Origin of the sequence: Variovorax sp. M-6 (assembly GCF_052114385.1) — a bacterium.
GTDB lineage: Bacteria > Pseudomonadota > Gammaproteobacteria > Burkholderiales > Burkholderiaceae_C > Variovorax.
On the sequence record NZ_JBFREQ010000003.1, the window covers coordinates 240523 to 263265 of the forward strand.

A 22743-nucleotide genomic window follows, 5' to 3' on the forward strand; every position below is an offset into this window, starting at 1 on the left:
AATGGCCGGCACACATCTGGAGATAGACATGGAAATCAACGGCAAGGTTTTTATCGTGACGGGCGGCGCTTCGGGCCTCGGCGAAGGCACGGCGCGGATGCTCGCGGCGAACGGCGGCAAGGTGGTGATCGCCGACATGCAGGCCGACAAGGGCGAGGCTGTCGCCAAGGAGATTGGCGGGGTTTTCGTCAAGTGCGACGTCAGCCAGGAAGCCGACGGCCAGGCGGTGGTCGCCGCGGCGCAGAAGCTGGGCAAGCTGGTCGGACTGGTCAATTGCGCGGGCATCGCGCCGGCCGAGAAGACCGTGGGCAAGAACGGGCCGCACGCGCTGGCGGTGTTCAGCAAGACCGTCACGGTCAACCTGATCGGCAGCTTCAACATGATCCGGCTGGCGGCCGACGCCATGGCGAAGAACGAGCCCGAAGCCACCGGCGAGCGCGGCGTGCTGATCTCGACCGCCTCGGTGGCGGCCTACGACGGCCAGATCGGGCAGGCCGCCTACAGCGCCTCGAAGGGCGGCGTGGTCGGCATGACGCTGCCGATCGCGCGCGACCTGGCACGCAGCGGCATCCGCAACATGACGATCGCGCCCGGCATCTTCGGCACGCCGATGCTGTTCGGCATGCCGCAGGAAGTGCAGGACGCGCTGGCCGCCAGCGTGCCCTTCCCCTCGCGCCTGGGCACGCCCGAGGACTACGCCAAGCTCGCGAAGCACATCATCGAGAACGACATGCTCAATGGCGAGGTGATCCGACTCGACGGCGCGATCCGGCTGGCGCCGCGCTGATCTCGCCCAGGCCGCCCTCCTGGTCCTCGGGCGGCTTGAGGCTGCCCGTGCGTTCCAGGCGCTCGAACTGGGCAATCACCTGGGCGCCGAACAGCACCAGGGTGGCCGCGATCTCGAGGCTCAGCAGCACCACGATCGCGGTCGTCAGCGAACCGTAGACCACGTTGACCTGCGACAGGGTCGCGAAATAGAGCACCAGCACCCGGCGCGTGACCTCCCACAGCAGCGCAGCGGTCACGCCGCCGATCAGCGCATGGCGCAGCCGCAGCCGGCCCACCGGCATCACCAGGTAGAGCGAGGTCAGCATGAAGATCTCGCCGCCCAGCCCCAGCAGGTACAAGAGCACTCCCGAGACGCCCGACAGCGACCAGCTGTAGCCGAACAGCTCGACGCTCTCCTCCCCGATCACCTGCAGAGCGCCCGACACCAGCGTCACCAGCAGCAGCCCGATGCACAGGCACAGGATGTAGATGTAGGGCATCACCACCGAGATCAGGTAGTGGCGCGAATGCTCGGCCTTGCGGTGGTGGAAGATCACCGACATCGCGCTTTCGAGCACCGTGAAGGCCAGCGAGCTGAAGAAGATCATCGTCACCAGCAGCACCGGCCCGAGCACCTCGGCATGGTTCAGGAAGTTCGACAGCTCGGCGACGATCGCGCGCGACTGCCCCGGCAGCAGCCACTCGAGGTAGCGCCCGACCGCGCTCAGCAGCGCTCCCTGATCGATGAACTGCGACAGCGCGATCACGCTGACGATCAGCAGAGGCACGATCGACAACAGGGCGTAGTAGGCGACCGCGCCCGCCAGCAGCAGGCCCTGGTTGGCCTTGAAGCTCTTGACGGCCTGCCAGGCGAAGCGCAGCGGATGGCGCAGCACGGGCGTTGCGTGATGGAAGGAGCGGCGGATCATGCGTCGATTTCGGGCCATCGGGCGAGCGGCCGATCGGCGCGGGCCCGACGGCTTGCGTATCATTTGGAGTTCCGAGCCTACATGACCATCCCCGCTTCTTTCATCCAGGAACTGATCGCACGCGCAGACGTGGTGGAAATTGTCGGGCGCTACGTCCAGCTCAAGAAGGCAGGCGCCAATTTCATGGGGCTGTGCCCCTTCCACGGGGAAAAATCGCCCTCGTTCTCGGTCAGCCCGACCAAGCAGTTCTATCACTGCTTCGGCTGCGGGGTGCACGGCAACGCGATCGGTTTCCTGATGGAGCACGCCGGCATGGGCTTCGTCGAGGCGGTGCACGATCTGGCCGGCCAGTACGGCCTGCAGGTGCCCGAGGACGATGCCTCGCCCGAGGAGCGTGCCCGCGCCGCCGGCCAGCGCCAGAAGCAGGCCACGCTGTCCGAGGTGCTCGAGAAGGCCGGCGAGGCCTACCGCAAGCAGTTGCGCCAGTCACCCGGCGCCATCGAGTACCTCAAGGGCCGCGGCGTCTCGGGCGAGATCGCCAGGCAATTCGGCATCGGCTACGCGCCGGCCGGCTGGCGCTCGCTGGCCAGCGTGTTTCCGGACTACGACGATCCGCTGCTGGCCGAAAGCGGCCTGGTGATCGTCGGCGAGGCCGACGAAGGCGGCGACGCCAAGCGCTACGACCGCTTCCGCGACCGCGTGATGTTCCCGATCCGCAACGTCAAGGGCGAATGCATCGGCTTCGGCGGCCGGGTGCTCGGCGACGAGAAGCCCAAGTACCTGAACTCGCCGGAAACCCCGGTGTTCAGCAAGGGACGGGAGCTCTACGGCCTCTACGAAGCCCGCGCGGCCTTCCGCGACCGCGGCTACGCGCTGGTCACCGAGGGCTACATGGACGTGGTGGCGCTGGCGCAGCTGGGCTTCCCGAACGCGGTGGCGACGCTCGGCACGGCCTGCACGCCCGAACACGTGCAGAAGCTGTTCCGCTTCACCGAATCGGTGGTCTTCAGCTTCGACGGCGACAGCGCCGGCCGGCGCGCCGCGCGCAAGGCGCTCGACGGCGCCCTGGCCTATGCCACCGACGTGCGCAGCATCAAGTTCCTGTTCCTGCCGGCCGAGCACGACCCCGACAGCTTCATCCGCGAGTTCGGCGCCGACGCCTTCGCGCGCTTCGTGAGCGAGGCCACGCCCCTGAGCCGCTTCCTGATCGAGGCGGCGCGCGAGGGCTGCGAGCTGTCGAGCGCCGAAGGCCGGGCCCACATGGCGAGCAATGCCCGGCCGCTGTGGAGCGCGCTGCCCGAGGGGGCGCTCAAGCGCCAGCTGCTGAGCGAACTGGCCGCCCTGGCGCAGCTCAGTGCCCAGGAGCTCGGCGAGCTCTGGACGCCCGCGGCGACACCGCGGGCGCCCGCCCCGGCGCCGGCCCGCGCCCCCGCGCCCTTCTCCGAAGACGACTGGGACAGCCGCGACCAGTGGTTCGACGAACAATCACGCGCCGGCCCCGAAAAGAAGCGCTTCAAGTCCTTTCGCCAGCCGCCGCCTCCCCGTCCTCCTCCGGGCGGGCGCCGACTGCCGACCAGCCGGGCCGACGTGGCGGCGCGGCTGGTGCTGTCGAACCCGGCCGAATGGGAGGCGCTGTCGCACGAACTGCACGCCCTGCTCTGCGACCTGCCGGGCGACCACGGCCAGCTCTTCGCCTGGCTCGACAGCCAGGCCCATGAGCACGGCACCCAGCCCTGGGCGGCGCTGCGCGAGGGCCTGCGCGGCCTCGCCTTCGAGTCGCTCGCGGTGCGGGTCATGACCGGCCCCGACGGCGGCCCGGTCGGCGACGCCGAGGGCGAGCAGGCGGCCGACGCGGCCCGGGAGCTGCGCAACGTGCTCGACTACATGCTGGACGACCTGCTCAAGATCCAGCAGAGCGAGGCGATCGCCGCCGTGGGCAGCGATCCGCGGGCGCTGGAGCGCTACAAGGCGCTCGAGGTACGTCGCCTGGAGTTGCGCAATCGCCTCAATTCGAGCTCAAACAGTGCTTGAAAAACGCGCAGCGCGCTATAATGTAAGGCTTAGTTAGACGTTCGCGTCTAGCGAATTAGGCAAGAGCGACAGCAGCACCTCCGGGCCGACCCCAAGCGCAATGCACTTCCCGATGGGAAAAAGGGTCAATACACCGCAAGGACTGCACACCAAATGTTCGCCCGACATCTTGCCTTTTGACGGCTGTCGAGGATTCGCATCCCCGACGCCGCAGTGTCTGTGCTCCTGCCTGCGCCGGGTTCGAGGCGCGTGTGATTCCGCTTGGTCCATCTTGTTGTACGAGGTCGTATGCCCAGTTCAAAGAAGCCTGCCGTGTCCGCTGCCAAGAAGCCCGCTGCAGAAAAACCGTCGAAGTCCGCCGCGCTGCAGGCAACCAAGACGGCTGCCGTCGCCTCCAAGGCGTCTGCTGCCAAGAAAGTGAAAACCGTGCCCACCAAAACGACTGTCCCCGCCGAATCCACCACCGCCAAGCCCGCCGCCAAGAAAGTGGGCCGTCCGCCCAAGGCCGCCGGCACTTCCACCGCCACCGGCGCCAAGCGCGGTCGCAAGCCCAAGGCCGGCAACGAAGCGACGTCCAGCGACGTCGACCTGTCCGACATCGAGGACGAACTGGTCGGTGAAGAACCGGCGGCCACGACGACCGAGGAAAAGGTCAAGCCGCTGCGCATGAAGATCAGCAAGGCGAAGGAACGCGCCTTGATGAAGGAGTTCGGCCTCGACGAGACGGTCCTGTCCGAGGAAGACCTGGCCAAGCGCCGCTCGCGCCTGAAGACCCTGATCACGCTGGGCAAGACCCGCGGCTACCTCACGCACGGCGAAATCTCCGACCACTTGCCCGACAAGCTGGTGGACGCCGAGACCATGGAAGTCGTGGTCACCATGCTCAACGACATGGGCGTGGCCGTCTACGAGCAGACGCCCGACGCCGAAACGCTGCTGCTGAACAACACCGCCCCGACCGCCACCACGGTCGAGGAAGCCGAAGAAGAAGCCGAAGCCGCCCTGTCCACGGTGGACAGCGAGTTCGGCCGCACCACCGACCCGGTGCGCATGTACATGCGCGAAATGGGCACGGTCGAGCTGCTGACGCGCGAAGGCGAAATCGAAATCGCCAAGCGCATCGAAGGCGGCCTGATGGCCATGATGGAAGCCATTTCGGCTTCGCCCGCGACCATCGCCGCGATCCTCGAGATGGCCGCCACAATCCGCGACGGCAAGGTCGTGATCTCGACCATCGTCGACGGCTTCTCGAACCCCAACGAGGCCGACGACTACGTGGCCGAGGAAGACTTCGACGAGTTCGACGAGGAAGACGACGACGACGGCAAGGGCGGCTCCAAGGCACTGACCAAGAAGCTCGAGGAACTCAAGCGCGACGCGCTCGAGCGCTTCGACCGCATCGCCGTGCTGTTCGAGAAGATCCACAAGATCTACGAAAAGGAAGGCTACGGCACGCCGGCATACGCCAAGGCGCAGCAGGCCGTGTCCGATGAGCTGATGACCATCCGCTTCACGGCCAAGACCATCGAGAAGCTGTGCGACCTGGTGCGCACGCAGGTCGACGACGTCCGCAAGAAGGAGCGCGAGCTGCGCCGCATCATCGTGGACAAGTGCGGCTTCCCGCAGGAAGACTTCATCCGCGACTTCAGCGGCTACGACAAGAACGGCGGCCGCGTCGCCTCCAACCTGCTCAACCTCAAGTGGGTCGAGAAGCAGGCCGCCGCCGGCAAGCCCTGGAGCGCCGTGATGGCGCGCAACATTCCGCCGGTGCAGGAACTGCAGCAGCGCCTGACCGACATCCAGTCGCGCGTGGTGGTGCCGCTGGCCGAACTCAAGGACATCAACAAGCGCATGAACGAGGGTGAATCCTCCTCGCGCGATGCCAAGAAGGAAATGATCGAGGCCAACCTGCGCCTCGTGATCTCGATCGCCAAGAAGTACACCAACCGCGGCCTGCAGTTCCTGGACCTGATCCAGGAGGGCAACATCGGCCTGATGAAGGCGGTCGACAAGTTCGAATACCGCCGCGGCTACAAGTTCTCGACCTATGCGACGTGGTGGATCCGCCAGGCGATCACGCGCTCGATCGCCGACCAGGCGCGCACCATCCGCATCCCGGTGCACATGATCGAGACCATCAACAAGATGAACCGCATCAGCCGCCAGCATCTGCAGGAGTTCGGCTTCGAGCCCGACGCCAGCATCCTGGCCGCCAAGATGGAGATCCCGGAAGACAAGATCCGCAAGATCATGAAGATCGCCAAGGAGCCGATCTCGATGGAAACCCCCATCGGCGACGACGACGATTCGCACCTGGGCGACTTCATCGAGGACAGCAGCAACACGGCGCCGATCGAGGCCGCGATGCAGGCCGGCCTGCGCGACGTGGTCAAGGACATCCTCGACAGCCTGACGCCGCGCGAAGCCAAGGTGCTGCGCATGCGCTTCGGCATCGAGATGTCGACCGACCACACGCTGGAAGAAGTCGGCAAGCAGTTCGACGTGACGCGCGAGCGCATCCGCCAGATCGAGGCCAAGGCGCTGCGCAAGCTCAAGCACCCGTCGCGCTCGGACAAGCTGCGCAGCTTCATTGATACCCTGTAGGCTCGCTGCAAGCCGGACAAGGAAGGCGCCCTCGGGCGCCCTTCTTTTTTCAAGAACACCAAGCACCGACCGGAGACACCGCCCATGAACCCCGATGCCGACAAACTCTGGCGTGCGCCGCGCTGGGCGCTGGCCGTGCTGCTGGCGGTGCTGGGCATGCTGGGCCCGTTCTCCATCGACACCTACATCCCGGCCTTCTCGGGCATCGCGCGCTCGATCGGCGCCACGCCGGGCGAGATGCAGCAGACACTCTCGGCCTACCTGTTCGGCTTCGCCTTCATGAACCTGTTCCACGGCGCGCTGTCGGACAGCTTCGGGCGCCGGCCCGTCGTGCTGTGGGGCCTGGCGGTCTTCACCGTGGCGTCGCTGGGCTGCGCGCTGTCGCAGACCATCGGGCAGCTGGTGCTTTTCCGGGCGCTGCAGGGCCTGTCGACGGGTGCCGGCATCGTGGTCTCGCGCGCCGTGATCCGCGACATGTTCCCGCCGGCCGAGGCGCAGAAGGTCATGAGCCAGGTGACGATCTATTTCGGCATCGCGCCGGCGATCGCGCCGATCGTCGGCGGCTTCCTGTTCGTGCACCTGGGCTGGCACAGCATCTTCTGGTTCCTGGTCGGGGTCGGCGTGGTGCTGTGGGTGGCCAACTTCAAGCTGCTGCCCGAGACGCTGCACCTGGACCAGCGCCAACCCTTCGAGGTCCGGCACCTGATGCGCGGCTACTGGGACCTGTGCTCCGACCCGCGCTTCCTGCTGCTGGCGCTGGCCAGCGGCGTGCCCTTCAACGGCATGTTCCTCTACGTGCTGGCCGCCCCGGCCTTCCTCGGCGACCACCTCGCGCTGGCACCGACGCAGTTCTTCTGGTTCTTCATCCTGACCATCGGCGGCATCATGGCCGGCGCCTGGGCCAGCGGCCGCATGGCCGGCAAGGTGGCACCGAAGCGGCAGATCCGCGACGGCTTCGTGATCATGCTGGCGACTTCGGTCGTCAACGTGGCCGCCAACGCCCTCTTCCCGCCGCACGCCGCCTGGGCGCTGTGGCCGCTGGCGGTGTTCGCCTTCGGCTGGGCGCTGATGGTGCCGGTGGTGACGCTGCTGGTGCTCGACCTGCACCCCGAGCGCCGCGGCATGGCCTCGTCGCTGCAGGCGGTGATCGGCTCGACCGCCAACGGCGTCGTCGCCGGCGTGATCGCGCCGCTGGTGATGCACTCCACGCTGTGGCTGGCCGCCACCTCGCTGCTGATGCTGAGCGTCGGGCTGGTGGCCTGGGTCTGGCTGCACGGCCGCTGGCCCGAGATCGGGCGACTGGTCGCCGGCGAAACTGCCTGAACGATGCGGGCGAGCGATCTCCGCACCTTCGCGCGCGCCTGGTTGCCCGGCCGGACCGCGGTCGATGGCCGCGAACGCCTGCGCGCGGTCGCGGGCGCGGCGCTCGGCCTGCTGTTCACGGGGCTGGTTTGCGAGTGGCTGGCCGGCGGCAGCGGCTGGCTGATCGCACCGCTGGGCGCCAGCGCGGTGCTGGTGTTCGCGCTGCCGGCCAGCCCCCTGGCCCAACCCTGGCCCGTGATCGGCGGCAACACGCTCGCGGCGCTGGTCGGCGTCGCCTGCGCGCGCTGGCTGCCCGACGCGGTCTGGGTCGGCGCGCTGGCGACCGCGCTGGCCATCAGCCTGATGTTCGCGCTGCGCTGCCTGCACCCGCCGGGCGGCGCCGTGGCGCTGCTGGCCGTGCTCACGCACACCGGCGAACTGCCCTTCGCCTTCCTGCCGGTGATGCTCGATTCGCTGCTGCTGGTGCTGGCCGGCGTGGCCTACAACAGCCTGACCGGCCGCCGCTACCCGCACGTGCAACTGGCGCCCCGCCAGCCCGCGGCCGATACGCGCTTCAGCTCGGCCGACATCGACGCCGTGCTGGCACGCTACAACCAGGTGCTCGACATCAGCCGCGACGACCTGGAGACGCTGATCCGGGAGACCGAGATGGAATCCTGGCGCCGGCGGCTGGGCACGGTGCGCTGCGTCGACATCATGTCGCGCGATCTGGTGGTGGCCGAATTCGGCACGCCCTTGCAGGAGGCCTGGTCGCTGATGCACGAGCGCCGCATCAAGGCGCTGCCGGTGGTCGACCGCACGCGCCGGGTGGTCGGCATCGTCACCCAGGCCGACTTCTTCCGCCAGATCGACCTGCAGCACCACGACGGCATCGGCGGGCGGCTGCGCGACCTGATCCGCGCGACCCGCAGCGTGATGTCGAGCAAGCCCGAGGTGGTGGGCCAGATCATGACGCGCCAGGTGCGCGTGGCCAGCGAGGAGCGCCCGCTGGCGGAACTGGTGCCGCTGTTCTCCGAAGGCGGGCACCACCACATCCCGATCATCGACGGCGAGCGCCGCCTGACCGGAATGATCACGCAGTCGGATTTCGTGCGCGCGCTCTACCGCGCGGTGGGGCCGGAGGGCTGAGCTCCAGCGGCGGCCAGTGCGCCGGGTCGGCGAAGCGCGTCACCAGGAAATCCAGCAGCACCCGCAGCGACGCCGGCATCTGGCGCCGCGACGCGTAGACGCCGTAGACCCCCAGGCCTTGCGGCACGAAGCCGGGCAGCAGCGCCACCAGGCGGCCCTGCGCGATCGGTCCGTGGGCCGAATAGGCCGGCTGCATGGCGATGCCGGCGCCTTCGATGGCCGCCGCCAGCAGCACCTGCGACTCGTTGGCACTGAGCCTCCCGCTGACCGGCACCGCGATCCGCTCGGCACCGTGATCGAACTGCCACAGGCTTTTGCCGAAGTAGGAGTAGGTCAGGCAGTTGTGCGTCACCAGGTCCTGCACGCTGCGCGGCGTGCCGTGCGCGGCCAGATAGGCCGGCGAAGCGCAGATCACCGAATCGCAGCGGCCCAGCGGGCGGGCGATCAGGTTCGGGTCGAGCTCGTTGGTGATGCGGATCGCCAGATCGATGCGCTCCTCGACCAGGTTCACCGGCCGGGCGTCGATGTGAAGGTCGATCGCTGCTTGGCGGTAGCGGCGCAGGTAGTCGGCGACCGCCGACGCGAGCACGTCCTGGGCCAGCGACTGCGCGCAGGCGACGCGCAGCAAGCCACGAGGCTCGTCCGCCCCGGCGCTGGAGGCCATGGCCATCTCGGCGGCGGCCTCGAGCATCCGGCGGCAGCGCGCCAGCGTTTCCTCGCCGGCCTCCGTGAGGCTCAGCCGCCGCGTCGTGCGATGCAACAGGCGCGCACCGGCCCACTGCTCCATCTGCGCAAGGTAGCGGGTGACCATGGCGCGCGACATGTCGAGCGCCTCGGCGGCAGCGGTCATGCTGCCGCGCTCGGCGATCCGGACGAAGACTTCGGCGGCGGTGATGCGGTCCATATTCGATCGAAATAAGCAACAAACAATTGCATGCTACGGGGTTTTTCGATCGAATCAAGAAACTTACGATTCGAGCCATGACTGCATCGAATCCCCTTCCCCGGCGCGCGACCCTGCATTACGTCTTCGATCCGCTGTGCGGCTGGTGCTATGCCGCGGCGCCGTTGATCGAGGCCGCGCGCGGCGTGCCGGCCCTGGCCATCGAGTTCCATGGCGGCGGCATGCTCACCGGCAGCAACCGGCGCGCCATCACGCCCGAATGGCGCAGCTACGTGATGCCGCATGACCATCGCATCGCCCAACTCAGCGGCCAGCCCTTCGGCGCCGCCTATTTCGACGGCCTCCTGAACGACACCGGCGCGATGCTGGACTCCGCGCCGCCCTTGACCGCGGTGCTCGCGGCCGAGGCCGAGGCCGGCCGCGGGCTGGACATGATCGAGCGCGTGCAGCGCGCCCACTATGTCGAAGGCCGCCGGATCGCCGAGCCCGGTGTGCTGCGCGAACTGGCGGCAGACCTCGGCCTCGATGCCGCGGCCTTTTCCGACACCTTCGACTTCCTGGCCGGCGAGCCCACCCAGCGCCATATCGACGACAGCCGGCGCTGGCTGGCCAGGGCCGGAGGGCAAGGCTTCCCGACCCTGGCGCTCGCCACCGCCGACGGTCGGCTGACGCCGCTGGACACCGGCCGCTACCTCGGCCGACCCGAGGCCTGGGTCGCGCAGCTCGCCGCCCTGATCGCCGCACCGCTGCCGACCGCCTCCTACGGCTGAAGCACGGCGTCGCACTTTTTTCCAACCACCACCATCCAAGGATTCACATGAGCAAGATCGCCCTCCTCGGCATCACCGGCCGCGCCGGTTCACGCATCGCCAACGAACTGCTGGCGCGCGGCCACAGCGTCACCGGCATCGCGCGCAAGGTCGACGGCGTCGAGGCCCGTCCCGGCCTGACCGTGAAGGCCGCCGACGCGACGTCGGTCGACGCCCTGGTTCCCCTGCTGCGCGGCCACGACGCCGTGCTCAGTGCGACCCGCTTTGCCGGCGGCACCGATGCCGCAACCCTGGTCGCTGCGGCCAGGAAGGCCGGCGTGCCGCGCCTGCTGGTGGTCGGCGGCGCCGGCAGCCTGGAGGTTGCACCGGGCGCGGCACTGGTCGACACACCCGGCTTCCCCGACGCCTACAAGCCCGAAGCGAAGGCCGGCGGCGCGATTCTGGCCGCGCTGCGCTCGGAAAAGGACCTCGACTGGACCTTCCTGTCGCCCTCCGCGATCTTCGAACCGGGCCAGCGCACGGGCAAGTTCCGGCTCGGCGGCGATGGCCTGTTGAGCGATGCGAACGGCAAGAGCTGGATCTCGATGGAGGACTACGCGATCGCGATGGTCGACGAGATCGAATCGCCGAAGCACTCGCGCCGTCGCTTCACCGTGGGGTATTGAGCTCGCCCCCCAGGTTGGGCTCACTGCGTGTAGCCCGCCCACCCCCCTGCCGGGGGGCGCCGCACTGCGGCCCGGCGAAGCCGGTTCCGCTGCGGCTCCCGTGAAGAGCGCGCTGGGCAAGCCGGGAATCAGGCCTCGAGGGTCTTCTTCATCGCCCGCATTCCATCGGCGATCATGGCTGCGATGGGCTCAGCCATCTCGTGCGGCGTGAGGTCGGCGATCCAGACCAGGCGGCTGTGGGCGGCGTCTTCGGCGAACACCTGCAGCGAGGCGTTGTGGTGCGTCAGGCGGCCACCGCTCGCGGACCAGGCAAGGCGCCGCGCCGCATCGTCGCAATCGACGATCAGCTCGCGCGCCACGAGGCCGTTGGCAAAGGTGACGATGCGGGTGTCGCCCTCGAGCCGGCAGTCGGTCACGAAGCCCGGCACCAGCCGGCGGTGGATCTCACCGACGTCGCGGACCGCATCCCAGACTTTCTCGGCGCTCGCCGCGACCTGGATTTCCTGTCGAATCGATGCCATGGTTCGCCCCTCCGATCAGCCCAGCGTGATGGCCAGCGAGTGTAGGCCGCTGCGCGCTAGCGGCCAACCCCGAGCAAGCGTTCGAGCACCTCGGGCTGGGCACGCAAGGTGGCCGCAGGACCGGCGTGCACCACGGTGCCATGGTCGAGCACCACCGCCTCGTCGGAGATCGCAAGGATCGCCTGCGGATGCTGCTCGACGATGATCGCCGCCAGGCCTTCGTCCCGCGTGATGCGGCGGATCGCGCGCAGCAGCTCCTCGACGATGATCGGCGCCAGCCCCTCGAGCGGCTCGTCGAGCAGCAGCAGCGTCGGGTTCACCACCAGCGCCCGGCCGACCGCGAGCATCTGCTGCTCGCCACCCGACAGTTGCGTCCCCAGGTTGCCCTTGCGCTCCGCGAGCCGCGGGAACATCTCGTAGACGCGCTGCGGGTTCCAGCGTCCGGGCCGCTCCACCGCCGTGAGGTTCTCGTGCACCGTGAGCGACTTGAAGATGTTGCGCTCCTGCGGCACCCAGCCGATGCCCGCCGCCGCGCGCTGGTGCGGCGGCAGCTTGTGCAGCGCCGCGCCGTGCAGGGTGATGCTGCCGCCGTGCTGGCGCGTGGCGCCGGCCAGCGTGTTGATCAGCGTCGTCTTGCCGGTGCCGTTGCGGCCCAGCAGGGCCAGCGTCTGGCCCTGGCCGAGCGCCAGCGCGATGTCGTGCAGCACCACGGCCTCGCCGTAGCCGGCGCTCAGGTTCTCGATGCGCAGCAGTTCACTCATGTCAGGCCTCCAGCCTGGGGGTCTGCATCAGCTCCATGGCCCAGGTAGACCTCCTTGACCTTCGGGTCGTTGGCAATGGTGTCGGGGTCGCCCTCGGTCAGCAGCGTGCCGTTGACCAGCACGGTCATGCGGTCGGCGAAGCTGAACACCAGGTCCATGTCGTGCTCGATCAGGAGCACCGACACGTCGGCCGGCAGCGCCGCCACGGTCTCCAGCAGTTCTTCGCGCTCGCCGGCCGGCACGCCGGCCACGGGTTCGTCGAGCAGCAGCACGCGCGGCTCGCAGGCCAGCGCGATCGCGATCTCGAGCAGCCTGCGCTTGCCGTAGGCGAGATGCCGGGTCTGCTGCTGCGCGACGTCGGCGAGCCGGAACTGCTCGAGCAACTGCCCCGCGCGCTCGGCCACGGCTTTCGACGACCCCAGCGGCCGCCACCACTGCGCGCCGACGCCGGTCTGCTGCGAGACCACGAGCGCCAGGGTCTCCAGCGGCGTCATCGAATCGAACAGCTGGTTGATCTGGAAGGTGCGGACCATGCCGCGTGCGACCCGGCGGTGCGGCGCCAGGCGCGTGATGTCCTCGCCCTCGAGCACGATCCGTCCCTCGGTCGGCGTGAGCACGCCGGTCAGCAGGTTGATCAGAGTGGTCTTGCCGGCGCCATTGGGGCCGATCAGCGCATGGCGGGCGCCGCGCCGCAGATTCAGCGAGACGTCGTTGGTGGCGGTGATGCCGCCGAAGCGCATCACGAGACCGGTGGCGGAAAGCACGATGTCGCTCATGGCTTCGCCGCCTTGCGGCCGCCGAACCAGGTCCAGGGCTTCAGCAGCCGGTCGCGCCCGACCAGCACCAGCAGCACCAGGATCAGGCCGATCCAGAACATCCAGTACTGCGGCGTCACGGTCGACAGCGTGTCCTGCAAAAGCTTGAAGACGATCGCGCCCGCGATGCCGCCATAGAGCCAGCCCACGCCGCCGATGACCAGCATCAGCACCACGTCGGCCGAACGGTCGAAGGCCAGCACGTCGAGCGAGACGAAACTGGTGGTCTGCGCCAGCAGCGCGCCCGCGGCGCCCGCGATCGCGGCCGCCACCGTGTAAATCACGGCCAGCCGCGAGACCACCGGGATGCCGATCGCCATGGCGCGCAGCCGGTTGTCGCGCACCGCCTTGAGCGTCGCGCCGAAGGGCGAACGCACCAGCCGGCGCATCAGCAGGAACAGCAGCAGCATCACCGAGAGCGAGTACCAGGCGGCCGTGCGGCCGGAGATGTCGAAGGGGAAGAAGCCCAGAACCGGCCCCATCTCCACGCCCTGCAGGCCATCGGCGCCGCCGGTGAGCCAGTCGAGCTTGTTCGCGAGTTCGAGCAGCAGCAGCGCGGTGCCCAGCGTGACCATGAGCCGGGTCAGGTCGCTGCCGCGCAGGATGGTGATGCTGGCGATGGCGCCGAGGACCGCAGACAGCACGATGGCCACCAGCAGGCCGATCGTCGGATCGGGCAGCACGTGCTTGGCGAACAGCGCCGCGGCGTAGGCGCCGAAGCCGAAGAAGGCCGCGTGGCCCAGCGAGACGATGCCGGTGTAGCCGAGGATCAGGTCGAGCGACATCGCGAACAGCGCGACGATGGCGATCTCGTTGATCATCAGCGCGTGCGAGGGCATGACCAGCGGCAGAACGAAGGCCAGCGCCCAGAGCGCGTATTCCCAGGGCCGCCAACCCGCCTTCTTGAGCAAGATCTGCTGGAAGTCCATCACTTGCCTCCCTTGCGCGTGAACAGCCCCTGCGGCCGCCACATGAGGATCAGGATCATCAGCAAATAGACCGTGAAGGCGCCCATCTTCGGAATGAAGTACTTGCCCGCCACGTCGGCGATGCCGAGCAGCAGCGCGGCCAGCAGCGGCCCGGTGATCGACGAGGTGCCTCCGACCGACACCACGATGAGGAAATAGATCATGTACTTGAGCGGGAAGGTCGGATCGAGCCCGAGGATCTCGGCGCCCAGGGCGCCACCCAGCCCCGCCAGCCCCGAGCCCACCGCGAAGGTCAGCAGGAACACCACGTTGACGTTGATGCCCAGGCCCGCCGCCACGCGCGGGTCGTCGACCGCGGCGCGCAGCCGGCTGCCGAAGCGGGTCTTGGAGAGGATCAGTTGCAGCACCACGGTCAGGAGCGCGCAGACCGCGATGATGAAGATCCGGTAGTGGCCCATGCCCAGCAGCAACGCGCCGTCGCCGATCTCGGTGCGGCCGCGCAGCCAGTCGGGCAGGTGGATGTTCTGCTGCGAGGATCCGACGAAGTAGTCGACCGCGGCCACGGCCATGAAGGCCAGGCCGATCGAGAACAGCACCTGGTCCAGGTGCGGCTTGCCGTACATCGGCCGGTACAGCGTGCGTTCGAGCAGTGCCCCCGCCGCGCCGACGACCAGAAAGGCCAGCGGCAGGCACAGCAGGAAGGGCACGCCGAGCTTCTGCATGGCGAACACCGTGAGATAGCCCCCGGCCATCGCGAAGGCACCGTGCGCGAGGTTGATGAAGTTCATCAGCCCCAGCGTCACGGCCAGGCCGACCGCGAGCACGAACAGCAGCATGCCGTAGGCGATGCCATCGAAAAGTATTGTCAACATGCGGCTGTCCGGAACCCTTTGGCTGGCTTACTTGGTCTTACCTGGGTCCTTGACGGCCTTGATGACGTCGAATTCGACGTTGTAGAGCTGTCCATCCTTCTTCTCGACCTTGCGCAGGTACACGTCCTGCGTGATGTCGCGGGTCTGGGCGTCGATCAGCACCGGGCCGCGCGGGCTCTCGAAGACCTGGCCCTTCATCGCGGCCAGCAGCGCGTCGCCGCCGCCCTGGCCCTTGGTGGTCTTGAGGGCCTCGTAGATCACGCGCATGCCGTCATAGCCGCCGATGGCCATGAAGTTCGGCCGCATGTTCTTGTTGGCCTTCTGGAAGTCTTCCACGAACTTCTTGTTCATGGCCGAGGGATGGGCCGCCGAGTAGTGGTGCGAGGTGACCACGCCGAGCGCGCCGTCGCCCATGTCGTTGAGCTGGTCGTCGTCGGTCACGTCGCCGGTGGCGATCATCTTGATGCCGGCCTTGTCCATGCCGCGCTCGAGGAACTGCTTCATCACCGCCGCACCGGCGCCCGAGGGCACGAAGACGAACAGCGCGTCGGGCTTGGCATCGCGCACCTTCTGCAGGAAGGGCGCGAAGTCGGGATTGCGCAGCGGCACCCGCAGCTTCTCGATCACCTTGCCGCCGTTGAGCTCGAAGCGCTCGCTGAAGAACTTCTCGGCGTCGTTGCCCGGTCCGTAGTCGGCCACCAGCGTGACCACCGTCTTGATGCCGTTCTTCGGTGCCCAGTCGCCCATCGCGACCGAGACCTGCGGCAGCGTGAAGCTGGAGCGCACGATGTACGGCGAGGCCTGGGTGATGCTCGAGGTGGCCGCGGCCATCACGACTTCCGGGGTCTTCGACTGGGTCGCGATCGGCGCCACCGCCAGCGCGGACGGCGTGATGCCGAAGCCGGCCAGCACGTTGACCTTGTCGTTGACCACCAGTTCCTGCGCGATGCGCTTGGTGACGTCGGGCAGGCCGGTGTCGTCCTTGACGATCAGCTGGACCTTCTTGCCGGCGACCGTGTCGCCGTGCTGCGCCATGTAAAGACGGGCGGCGGCTTCGATCTGGCGGCCGGTGGAGGCCTGCTGGCCGGTCATCGGCAGGATCATCCCGATCTTGAAGGTGTTGTCCTGCGCGTGAGCCAGGGGCATGGCCAGCGCGATGGCGGTCAGGCTGGCGGCCTGGACGAGGTGGCGACGAAGCATGGAACTCTCCTTATTCAATGGGATGCGAAACGGGGGATATTGTGACCAGATGCAAGCGAGGCCGGGCTCCGGCAAACACCTAGCGCCCGCCCCGGCGGTGCGAATTCTGCGCGATCAGCAAAGTGAGTGCGCGATGATCGCGCAGAGGTTGCGGCGCCTCATGGCGCGTCGGGCCGCCAGGCGGAGTCGAGCGTGATCGTGCCGACCGCGCGCGAAACGCAGGCGCAGATGCGGCGACCCGATTCTTTCTCGTGCTCGCTCAGGAACACGTCCCGGTGGTCGATCTCGCCGTCGACCGCGAGCACGTCCATCGCGCACAGGCCGCATTCGCCGCGCCGGCAGTCCCAAAGCGTCTGGACGCCGGCGCCCTCGAGCGCTTCGAGCAAGGTGCTGCCGGCGGGCACGGTGATCTTCAGGTCGTGGCGCGGAATGCGCACCTCGAAGGCCTGGGTCGCGAGCCGGCCGCTGCTGCCGAAGGTCTCGAAACGCAGGTCGGCCTGCGGCCGGCCGGCGGCGGCCCAGGCGCGCTTGACCGCTTCAAGCATGGGCACCGGACCGCAGGTGTAGAGCTGGCCGCCCGCGGGCAACGCGGCGATCTCGGCGGCGAAGTCGATCGGCGCGCTGCCGGTGTAGGCCTGCACGCTGGCGCTGAAGTGCGGGTCCAGCGCCATCCGCAAGTCGGGCAAGTAGGCCAGTTCCTGTTCGCTGCGCGCACCGTAGAGCATGCGCACCGGCACCCCGCTGCGCTCGGCCAGCGCACCCAGGCGCTGCGCCATGTAGACCAGCGGCGTGATGCCGATGCCGCCCGCCACCAGCAGGTAGCCGGGCGCCGTCAGGTCGAGGCCGAAATGGCTTTGGGGCTCGCTCACCAGCAGCCGGTCGCCGGCGGCCAGCCGCCACATCGCGAGCGAACCGCCGCGGCCGTCGTCGAGCCGCTTGACGGCGATCCGCCAGGCCCGCCCGTCGGGCGCGCCGACCACCGAATAAGAGCGGTTCTGCATGCGCCCCGAACCGGGCTCGCCGACCAGCACCTGCACCTGCAGATGGGCGCCGGGCTCATGACCGGCGACGATGCCCGACTCGGGCGTGATCTCGAACTCGCGCACGGTCGCGCTGACGTCGCGCAAGGCGGTGATGCGCGCAGGCATCCAGTGGATATCGCTTTTCATCTTCGAAATGTCGTCAGGCTCGGCGGCGGATCAGTTGCACGCCTGGCAAGGGATGGTTCTGGGCGCCATGCAAGGCTTCTCGCAGGTTGCGCTGCGCGATGCGGCTGTGCTCGCGCATCAGCGCCTCGGCGCGCGAGCCTTCGCGGTTCTCGATCGCGTCGAGCACCTGGCCGTGCTGGTCCTGCGCGATCAGGAGCATGTCCCGGGCCGCGGGCGAGTTGGCCTGCACCACAACGAAGCCCGAGGGCGAGGCGAACGGCAGGTTGATCACGCGCTCCATCTGCTTGGCGATCAGCGAACTGCCCGACATCTCGGACAGCAGCCGATGGAACTCCTCGTTGAAGGCCACGTAGCGCGAGAAGGCCGCGTCGTCGAGCGCCGGCTCGCGCAGCAGTTCGTCGATGCGTCGCAGGCAGGCCCGCGCCTCGCGCAGCACCACCGGCGGTGCGCCGCGCTCGGCAGCCAGCCGCGCCGACAGGCCTTCGAGCGTGCCGCGCAGCTCGATGGCGTCGGCCACGTCGCGCTCCGAGAAGGTGCGCACCGCATAGCCGCCGTTGGGCAGGGCTTCGAGCAGCCCTTCCTGTTCGAGCCGCATCAACGCGCTGCGCACCGGCGTGCGCGAGACGCCCAGCAGTTCCGACACCGCCACTTCGGCAATCCGCGCGCCGCCCGGCAGCTCGCCGGCCAGGATCAACTCGCGCAAGCGCAGCTGGGCCTTGACCGCCTGGGAACCGCCGGCTTCGACCGCATCGCCGGTCACCGGGACGGCGCTCATTCCGCGACCTCCGCCGACTGGATCGGGATGGTCGCCGCCCGCGGCTTCTCGCGCGCGATCATCTGGTCGATCAGCCGCCGCGCCCACATCGCGCCGGCGTCGATGTTGAGGTTGTAGAAGCTGTAGTCGGGCCGCTCGTCCATCGCGCGCTGCTGGGCCTCGAGCACCACCTCGTCCTCGCGGAAGATGCCGGCCACGCCCTCGCGCAACTGGTGCGTGAGGCGCTGCTCGCCGACGCAGTAGTTGCGCGCGAAGGCCCAGAAATAGAGGCAGGTCTTGTCGGTCTCCGGCGTGATGGTGTTGAGCACGAAGCCGTTGACGCCCTTGCTGCGATCGCCCGGCGCGCCGTCGCGCGGCACGGCGCCGCTGCCCGCCTCGGCCACGCCGACGTCGATATTGACCGTGCAGGGCCCTTCGAAGCGGATGATCTGCCAGCGGTCGACCTTGCCCCGGTAGCCGCGCGCATGGTGGATCTGACCGGCCCAGAACGGCGGCGCATCGATGTTCTCCATCCAGCGCGTGACGGTGGCCGAACGGTCGCCGTGGGTGGCGACGAAAGGCGCCTCGGCGACCGCGCGGTTGCCGATCGACGAGCCATGCACGAAGGTCTCGTGGGTCAGGTCCATGAGGTTGTCGACCACCAGCCGGTAGTCGCAGGCAACGCGGATCATCTTGCCGTCGCCGGCCCACTCGGGGTCGTCGTTCCAGTGCATGTCGGGCACCAGCGCGGGATCGGCCTTGGCCGGGTCACCGGGCCAGACCCAGACGAAGCGATGCTTCTCGACCACCGGATAGGCGCGCACGCAGGCCGAGGGATTGAGCGTTTCCTGGCTCGGCATGAAGGTGCAGCGGCCCTGGCTGTTGTAGACCAGGCCGTGGTAGCCGCAGACCACCTCGTCGCCCTCCAGCCGCCCGAGCGACAGCGGCATCAGGCGGTGCCAACAGGCGTCTTCCAGGGCTGCGACCTGGCCGTCGGTGCGCCGGTAGAGCACCAGCTTCTGGTTGCAGATGGTGCGCGCCAGCAACGCGTGCGAGACCTCGACGTCGTAGGCGGCGGCATACCAGGCGTTGAGCGGGAAAGGGCTGGTGGAGGCTTTCATGGGATACGCAATGTATACATTCATTCGCTAAAGTCCACGGTTTTCAGCCAATTCAAGGGTAAGTACCGATCTTTCTGTATCCAGCAAAGGGGTTCATTGTCCGGATACGATCGACCGTTCTTTTCCAGATTCGACGGAGCCCACCCATGTCCCAGCACGCCGCCCTGCCCGCCCGCTACGACCACGTCGGCAGTTTCCTGCGCCCCAAGTACCTGCTCGAAGCGCGCGAGCAGAAAGCCAAGGGCGAGATCACGCCCGAGCAGCTTCGCAAGGTCGAAGACAAGGCCATCACCGAGATCGTCAGGTTCCAGGAAGACATCGGCCTCAAGAGCATCACCGACGGCGAGTTCCGCCGCACCTATTTCCACATCGACTTCCTCGAGCAGCTCGGCGGCGTGAAGACCGACATCCCGGTCACGATCCGCAAGCCCGACGGCACCGAGGAGCTGGCACCGCCGGTGATGCGCGTGATCGACAAGGTGCGCCACGCCAAGAACATCCAGCTCGCGGATTTCGAATACCTCAAGAGCCAGGTGTCGGCCGGCAATACGCCCAAGGTCACGATCCCCTCGCCCACCATGCTGCATTTCCGAGGCGGCCGCGCCGGCATCAGCCGCGAGGCCTACCCCGAGCTCGATCCGGTGTTCTACGACGACGTCGCCAAGGCGTACGGCGACGAGCTGCGCTCGCTGGCCGCGGCGGGCTGCACCTACGTGCAGATGGACGACACCAACCTGGCCTACCTGTGCGACGAGAAGATGCGCGAGGCGGCCCGCCAGCGCGGCGACGACCCCAACGAACTGCCGCACCGCTACGCTGCCTTCATCAACAAGGTGGTGGCGCAGAAGCCCGCGGGCATGCTCCTCGCCATGCACCTGTGCCGCGGCAACTTCAAGAGCACGCACGCGGCGGCCGGCAACTACGAGCCGGTGGCCGAGGCGCTGCTCAAGGAGATGGACCTCGACGCCTACTTCCTCGAGTACGACGACGCCCGATCGGGCGACTTCCGCCCGCTGCGCTTCCTGCCCAAGGGCAAGACCGTGGTGCTGGGCCTGGTGACCACCAAGTTCGGCGAGATGGAAGACAAGGATGAGCTCAAGGCCCGCATCGAGGCGGCCGCCAAATACGTCTCGCTCGACCAGCTTGCGCTGTCGCCGCAGTGCGGCTTCTCGAGCACGGTGCACGGCAACAACATCGCGGTCGAGGCGCAGCGCGCCAAGCTGCGCCTCGTGGTCGAAACCGCCCAGGAAGTCTGGAAGTAGCGCTCGCCCCCAGGTTGCCCGCACTTCGTGTCGGGCGCCCACCCCCTGCCGGGGGCAACACCAGCGGCCCGGCGAAGCCGGTTCCGCGGTGTTTCACCAACGGGCCGGGCTGCGCCGGCCGGTTTTGGTTTGGGGTCGAGCTGAAGTAGGCTCTGCATCCATGAAGCTCTTCACCGGCCCCCTCAGCATGTTCGGCGCCAAGGCGCAGATCGCGGCGCTCGAGAAGGGCGTCGCCCTCGACTGCGTCATGGTGCCTTTCGACCGCGACGACAACTACCTTCCCAAGCACCCCGAGGTGCTGCGGGTCAACCCGAAGCGGCAGGTGCCGGTGCTGATCGACGGCGAGGTCGAGCTGTTCGACTCGACGCAGATCTTCGAGTACCTGGAGGACCGCGTGCCGGAGCCGGCGCTGTGGCCTCGCGGGGTCGCGGCGCGGGCGCGTGCCCGCCAGCTCGAGCTGAAGTCGGACGAGGTCTTCTTCCCGCATGTGATCAGGCTTTTCGGACTGCAGCAGGAGATGCAGAGCCCCGCGGCGCTCGCGGCCTGCGCCGGCTGCACGGCCTTCTACGCCGAACTCGAGGTCCTGCTGGCCGACCGTGAGTACCTGGCCGACAGCTACTCCTTCGCCGACATCGCCTTCTACATGGCGCAGGTGTTCGCCGAACGCAAGGGCGCTCCCATGACCGAGGCCACGCCCCGGCTGCTGGCCTGGCGCGAACGCGTGGGCGCGCGCGGCCCGGTGCGCGAAGTGGTTCGACCCATGATGCTGTTTCTGGCTTCGCAGGGGCGCCCGGTGCCGCCTTTCCTGCAGGCACTCATCCGAACGTGAACCGCATCGACGACCTGCTCGACTGGCTGCCATCGCCATCGCAGCACCTGCTGGTGGTGACCTTCGCGCTGCTGGTCTATGTGCTGACCACCCGCGCGCGGCGCGAGCAGCGCGCGCCCTCCACCGCCATCGCGTGGGTCATGGGCCTTGCGCTGCTCCCGTACGTGATCCTCCCGATGTACCTGGTGTTCGGCCAGCGCAAGCTGCGCCCTGTGGGCACGCCGCGGCCGCCCCGTTCGGCGCCGGCGGGGCACTGGGCGGCCGACCTGGTCGAGAGTTTCGGCCTCGCCGCGCCCAGCCGCTGCGACACGCGCCTTCATTCCGACGGCGCCGCCGCGCGCGATGCGCTGTTCGAGGTGATCGAGGGCGCGCGGCATTCCATCGACGTCTCGACCTTCATCATCGGCGACGACGCGCTCGGGCACGAGGTGATCAACCGCCTCTCGCGCCGAGCGCGCGGGGGCATCAAGGTGCGAGTGCTGCTCGACGGCTTCGGCGCGCTGTCGCTGCCGCGCTCGCATTTCGATTCGCTGCGCGATGCGGGCGCCGAGGTGGCGGTGTTCCGCCCGATCTTCAGCCTGCGCCGCAGCGGCCCGCGCAACCTGCGCAACCACCGCAAGCTCACGATCGCGGACGACGGCTGGCTCTGGTCCGGCGGCAGGAACCTCGCGGGAGAGTACTTCGTCGGCAACGAGGCCCATCCGGTGGCCTGGCGCGACCTGTCCTTCGACCTCCGGGGCGACGTGGCGACCGCGGCGGCGCGCCAGTTCGACCACGACTGGACCTCGGTGCGCGGTCGCACGTCGCGCACCATCGCCGCCGACACGGGACCGCGCAGCGATGGCAGCCTCGCGCAGTTCCTGCCCAGCGGCCCCGACCAGACCGAGGACACGGCCCAGGCGCTGCTGATCGACGCCTGCTTTCGCGCCGAGCATCGCGTGCTCGCGGTCACCCCCTACTTCGTGCCCGGCGACGGCCTGCGCGATGCGCTGCGGCTGGCGGCCCGGCGTGGCGTGCAGGTGACGATCGCGATCCCGGCACGGTCGAACCACCGCCTGGCCGACTTCGTGCGTGCCCGCACCATGCGCGACCTGGCACGCGCCGGCGTGATCTTCAAGATGCTGCCCTTCATGGCCCATGCCAAGGCGGTGGTGATGGACGACGACCTGGCGCTGTGCGGCTCGATCAATCTCGACCTGCGCAGCCTGCTGCTCAACCACGAGGCGGCGGTGGTGTTCTACGGCCGCACCGAGATCGACTGGCTGGCGCAATGGATAGCGACCACCGCCTCGGCCGGCGACACCTACCGGGCACGCAGGCCGGGGCTGCTGCGCGACGTCGCCGAGGGGCTGCTGCTCACGATCGCCTTCCAGCTTTGAGCGATGCCC

21 protein-coding genes are annotated in these 22743 nt (G+C 68.5%); 10 read left to right on the top strand and 11 right to left on the bottom strand.

Features of this window, described 5'->3' with window-relative positions; translation table 11 throughout:
- Positions 1-28 precede the first annotated feature (28 nt).
- Positions 29-787: a 3-hydroxyacyl-CoA dehydrogenase gene (locus tag AB4Z46_RS05465; protein WP_442282455.1), complete on the top strand. Its 759-nt coding sequence runs from the start codon at positions 29-31 to the stop codon at positions 785-787.
- On the opposite strand, the gene AB4Z46_RS05470 is transcribed toward AB4Z46_RS05465, so the two are convergent.
- Positions 735-1697 (bottom strand): YihY/virulence factor BrkB family protein, encoded by a 963-nt coding sequence (locus tag AB4Z46_RS05470; protein WP_442282456.1) that lies wholly within the window; start codon positions 1695-1697, stop codon positions 735-737. The genes AB4Z46_RS05465 and AB4Z46_RS05470 overlap by 53 nt on opposite strands.
- 81 nt (positions 1698-1778) lie before the next feature.
- Between AB4Z46_RS05470 and dnaG the strand changes: the two genes are divergently transcribed.
- The 4 genes from dnaG to AB4Z46_RS05490 all read left to right on the top strand — a co-directional run bounded on the left by dnaG (position 1779) and on the right by AB4Z46_RS05490 (position 8783).
- Positions 1779-3728, top strand: coding sequence for a DNA primase (gene dnaG / locus AB4Z46_RS05475; protein ID WP_442282457.1), 1950 nt, complete (start codon positions 1779-1781; stop codon positions 3726-3728).
- A gap of 288 nt (positions 3729-4016) precedes the next feature.
- Positions 4017-6332 (top strand): RNA polymerase sigma factor RpoD, encoded by a 2316-nt coding sequence (rpoD, locus tag AB4Z46_RS05480; protein WP_442282458.1) that lies wholly within the window; start codon positions 4017-4019, stop codon positions 6330-6332.
- Between the two features lie 84 nt (positions 6333-6416).
- The gene (locus tag AB4Z46_RS05485) at positions 6417-7655 is read left to right on the top strand and encodes a multidrug effflux MFS transporter (protein ID WP_442282459.1); all 1239 of its coding nucleotides are present in this window, start codon (positions 6417-6419) and stop codon (positions 7653-7655) included.
- A gap of 3 nt (positions 7656-7658) precedes the next feature.
- On the top strand, positions 7659-8783 hold the full coding sequence (locus AB4Z46_RS05490) for an HPP family protein (protein ID WP_442282460.1): 1125 nt from the start codon (positions 7659-7661) through the stop codon (positions 8781-8783).
- Here AB4Z46_RS05490 and AB4Z46_RS05495 read toward each other — a convergent pair.
- The gene (locus tag AB4Z46_RS05495; protein ID WP_442282461.1) at positions 8728-9687 is read right to left on the bottom strand and encodes a LysR family transcriptional regulator; all 960 of its coding nucleotides are present in this window, start codon (positions 9685-9687) and stop codon (positions 8728-8730) included. The two genes, AB4Z46_RS05490 and AB4Z46_RS05495, sit on opposite strands and share 56 nt — an antisense overlap.
- A gap of 77 nt (positions 9688-9764) precedes the next feature.
- Here AB4Z46_RS05495 and AB4Z46_RS05500 point away from each other — a divergent pair, with 77 nt between their 5' ends.
- Positions 9765-10457 carry a DsbA family protein gene (locus AB4Z46_RS05500; protein WP_442282462.1) on the top strand — a complete coding sequence of 231 codons (693 nt, stop codon included), beginning with the start codon at positions 9765-9767 and terminating at the stop codon, positions 10455-10457.
- 47 nt (positions 10458-10504) lie between these two features.
- Positions 10505-11122: an NAD(P)-dependent oxidoreductase gene (locus AB4Z46_RS05505; RefSeq protein ID WP_442282463.1), complete on the top strand. Its 618-nt coding sequence runs from the start codon at positions 10505-10507 to the stop codon at positions 11120-11122.
- A gap of 128 nt (positions 11123-11250) precedes the next feature.
- Here the strand turns inward: AB4Z46_RS05505 and AB4Z46_RS05510 are convergent, their stop codons facing one another.
- The 9 genes from AB4Z46_RS05510 to AB4Z46_RS05550 all read right to left on the bottom strand — a co-directional run bounded on the left by AB4Z46_RS05510 (position 11251) and on the right by AB4Z46_RS05550 (position 19264).
- On the bottom strand, positions 11251-11643 hold the full coding sequence (locus tag AB4Z46_RS05510) for an SRPBCC family protein (protein WP_442282464.1): 393 nt from the start codon (positions 11641-11643) through the stop codon (positions 11251-11253).
- 56 nt (positions 11644-11699) lie between these two features.
- Entirely contained in the window at positions 11700-12404 is a 705-nt protein-coding gene (locus tag AB4Z46_RS05515) for an ABC transporter ATP-binding protein (protein WP_442282465.1), read from the bottom strand.
- The gene (locus tag AB4Z46_RS05520; RefSeq protein WP_442282466.1) at positions 12401-13180 is read right to left on the bottom strand and encodes an ABC transporter ATP-binding protein; all 780 of its coding nucleotides are present in this window, start codon (positions 13178-13180) and stop codon (positions 12401-12403) included. Before AB4Z46_RS05520 ends, AB4Z46_RS05515 begins: the two co-directional genes overlap by 4 nt.
- Entirely contained in the window at positions 13177-14148 is a 972-nt protein-coding gene (locus tag AB4Z46_RS05525; RefSeq protein ID WP_442282467.1) for a branched-chain amino acid ABC transporter permease, read from the bottom strand. Before AB4Z46_RS05525 ends, AB4Z46_RS05520 begins: the two co-directional genes overlap by 4 nt.
- Positions 14148-15020: a branched-chain amino acid ABC transporter permease gene (locus AB4Z46_RS05530; RefSeq protein ID WP_442282468.1), complete on the bottom strand. Its 873-nt coding sequence runs from the start codon at positions 15018-15020 to the stop codon at positions 14148-14150. The genes AB4Z46_RS05525 and AB4Z46_RS05530 overlap by 1 nt, the downstream gene beginning before the upstream one ends.
- Before the next feature lie 27 nt (positions 15021-15047).
- Positions 15048-16220, bottom strand: coding sequence for an ABC transporter substrate-binding protein (locus AB4Z46_RS05535; protein ID WP_442282469.1), 1173 nt, complete (start codon positions 16218-16220; stop codon positions 15048-15050).
- A gap of 158 nt (positions 16221-16378) precedes the next feature.
- Complete coding sequence (locus AB4Z46_RS05540; protein WP_442282470.1) at positions 16379-17389, bottom strand: PDR/VanB family oxidoreductase; 1011 nt, start codon at positions 17387-17389, stop codon at positions 16379-16381.
- Positions 17390-17402: 13 nt separating this feature from the next.
- Positions 17403-18164, bottom strand: coding sequence for a GntR family transcriptional regulator (locus tag AB4Z46_RS05545; RefSeq protein ID WP_442282471.1), 762 nt, complete (start codon positions 18162-18164; stop codon positions 17403-17405).
- Positions 18161-19264 carry an aromatic ring-hydroxylating dioxygenase subunit alpha gene (locus tag AB4Z46_RS05550; RefSeq protein WP_442282472.1) on the bottom strand — a complete coding sequence of 368 codons (1104 nt, stop codon included), beginning with the start codon at positions 19262-19264 and terminating at the stop codon, positions 18161-18163. The genes AB4Z46_RS05545 and AB4Z46_RS05550 overlap by 4 nt, the downstream gene beginning before the upstream one ends.
- Before the next feature lie 146 nt (positions 19265-19410).
- Here AB4Z46_RS05550 and AB4Z46_RS05555 point away from each other — a divergent pair, with 146 nt between their 5' ends.
- From AB4Z46_RS05555 to AB4Z46_RS05565, 3 genes are all read left to right on the top strand, one after another.
- Positions 19411-20526, top strand: a complete 1116-nt coding sequence (locus tag AB4Z46_RS05555) for a 5-methyltetrahydropteroyltriglutamate--homocysteine S-methyltransferase (protein WP_442282473.1) — start codon at positions 19411-19413, stop codon at positions 20524-20526.
- 160 nt (positions 20527-20686) lie between these two features.
- Positions 20687-21355 (top strand): glutathione S-transferase family protein, encoded by a 669-nt coding sequence (locus AB4Z46_RS05560; RefSeq protein WP_442282474.1) that lies wholly within the window; start codon positions 20687-20689, stop codon positions 21353-21355.
- Positions 21352-22734 carry a phospholipase D-like domain-containing protein gene (locus AB4Z46_RS05565; protein ID WP_442282475.1) on the top strand — a complete coding sequence of 461 codons (1383 nt, stop codon included), beginning with the start codon at positions 21352-21354 and terminating at the stop codon, positions 22732-22734. Before AB4Z46_RS05560 ends, AB4Z46_RS05565 begins: the two co-directional genes overlap by 4 nt.
- The last annotated feature ends 9 nt before the right edge of the window (positions 22735-22743 follow it).

Coding starts and splice junctions, on each gene's coding strand:
- AB4Z46_RS05540 (WP_442282470.1), bottom strand. CDS start 17,389: ATGAAAAGCGATATCCACTGGATGCCTGCGCGCATCACCGCCTTGCGC.
- dnaG (WP_442282457.1), top strand. CDS start 1,779: ATGACCATCCCCGCTTCTTTCATCCAGGAACTGATCGCACGCGCAGAC.
- AB4Z46_RS05515 (WP_442282465.1), bottom strand. CDS start 12,404: ATGAGTGAACTGCTGCGCATCGAGAACCTGAGCGCCGGCTACGGCGAG.
- AB4Z46_RS05560 (WP_442282474.1), top strand. CDS start 20,687: ATGAAGCTCTTCACCGGCCCCCTCAGCATGTTCGGCGCCAAGGCGCAG.
- AB4Z46_RS05505 (WP_442282463.1), top strand. CDS start 10,505: ATGAGCAAGATCGCCCTCCTCGGCATCACCGGCCGCGCCGGTTCACGC.
- AB4Z46_RS05535 (WP_442282469.1), bottom strand. CDS start 16,220: ATGCTTCGTCGCCACCTCGTCCAGGCCGCCAGCCTGACCGCCATCGCG.
- AB4Z46_RS05470 (WP_442282456.1), bottom strand. CDS start 1,697: ATGATCCGCCGCTCCTTCCATCACGCAACGCCCGTGCTGCGCCATCCG.
- AB4Z46_RS05550 (WP_442282472.1), bottom strand. CDS start 19,264: ATGAAAGCCTCCACCAGCCCTTTCCCGCTCAACGCCTGGTATGCCGCC.
- AB4Z46_RS05530 (WP_442282468.1), bottom strand. CDS start 15,020: ATGTTGACAATACTTTTCGATGGCATCGCCTACGGCATGCTGCTGTTC.
- AB4Z46_RS05500 (WP_442282462.1), top strand. CDS start 9,765: ATGACTGCATCGAATCCCCTTCCCCGGCGCGCGACCCTGCATTACGTC.
- AB4Z46_RS05525 (WP_442282467.1), bottom strand. CDS start 14,148: ATGGACTTCCAGCAGATCTTGCTCAAGAAGGCGGGTTGGCGGCCCTGG.
- AB4Z46_RS05490 (WP_442282460.1), top strand. CDS start 7,659: ATGCGGGCGAGCGATCTCCGCACCTTCGCGCGCGCCTGGTTGCCCGGC.
- AB4Z46_RS05485 (WP_442282459.1), top strand. CDS start 6,417: ATGAACCCCGATGCCGACAAACTCTGGCGTGCGCCGCGCTGGGCGCTG.
- AB4Z46_RS05510 (WP_442282464.1), bottom strand. CDS start 11,643: ATGGCATCGATTCGACAGGAAATCCAGGTCGCGGCGAGCGCCGAGAAA.
- rpoD (WP_442282458.1), top strand. CDS start 4,017: ATGCCCAGTTCAAAGAAGCCTGCCGTGTCCGCTGCCAAGAAGCCCGCT.
- AB4Z46_RS05555 (WP_442282473.1), top strand. CDS start 19,411: ATGTCCCAGCACGCCGCCCTGCCCGCCCGCTACGACCACGTCGGCAGT.
- AB4Z46_RS05495 (WP_442282461.1), bottom strand. CDS start 9,687: ATGGACCGCATCACCGCCGCCGAAGTCTTCGTCCGGATCGCCGAGCGC.
- AB4Z46_RS05520 (WP_442282466.1), bottom strand. CDS start 13,180: ATGAGCGACATCGTGCTTTCCGCCACCGGTCTCGTGATGCGCTTCGGC.
- AB4Z46_RS05465 (WP_442282455.1), top strand. CDS start 29: ATGGAAATCAACGGCAAGGTTTTTATCGTGACGGGCGGCGCTTCGGGC.
- AB4Z46_RS05545 (WP_442282471.1), bottom strand. CDS start 18,164: ATGAGCGCCGTCCCGGTGACCGGCGATGCGGTCGAAGCCGGCGGTTCC.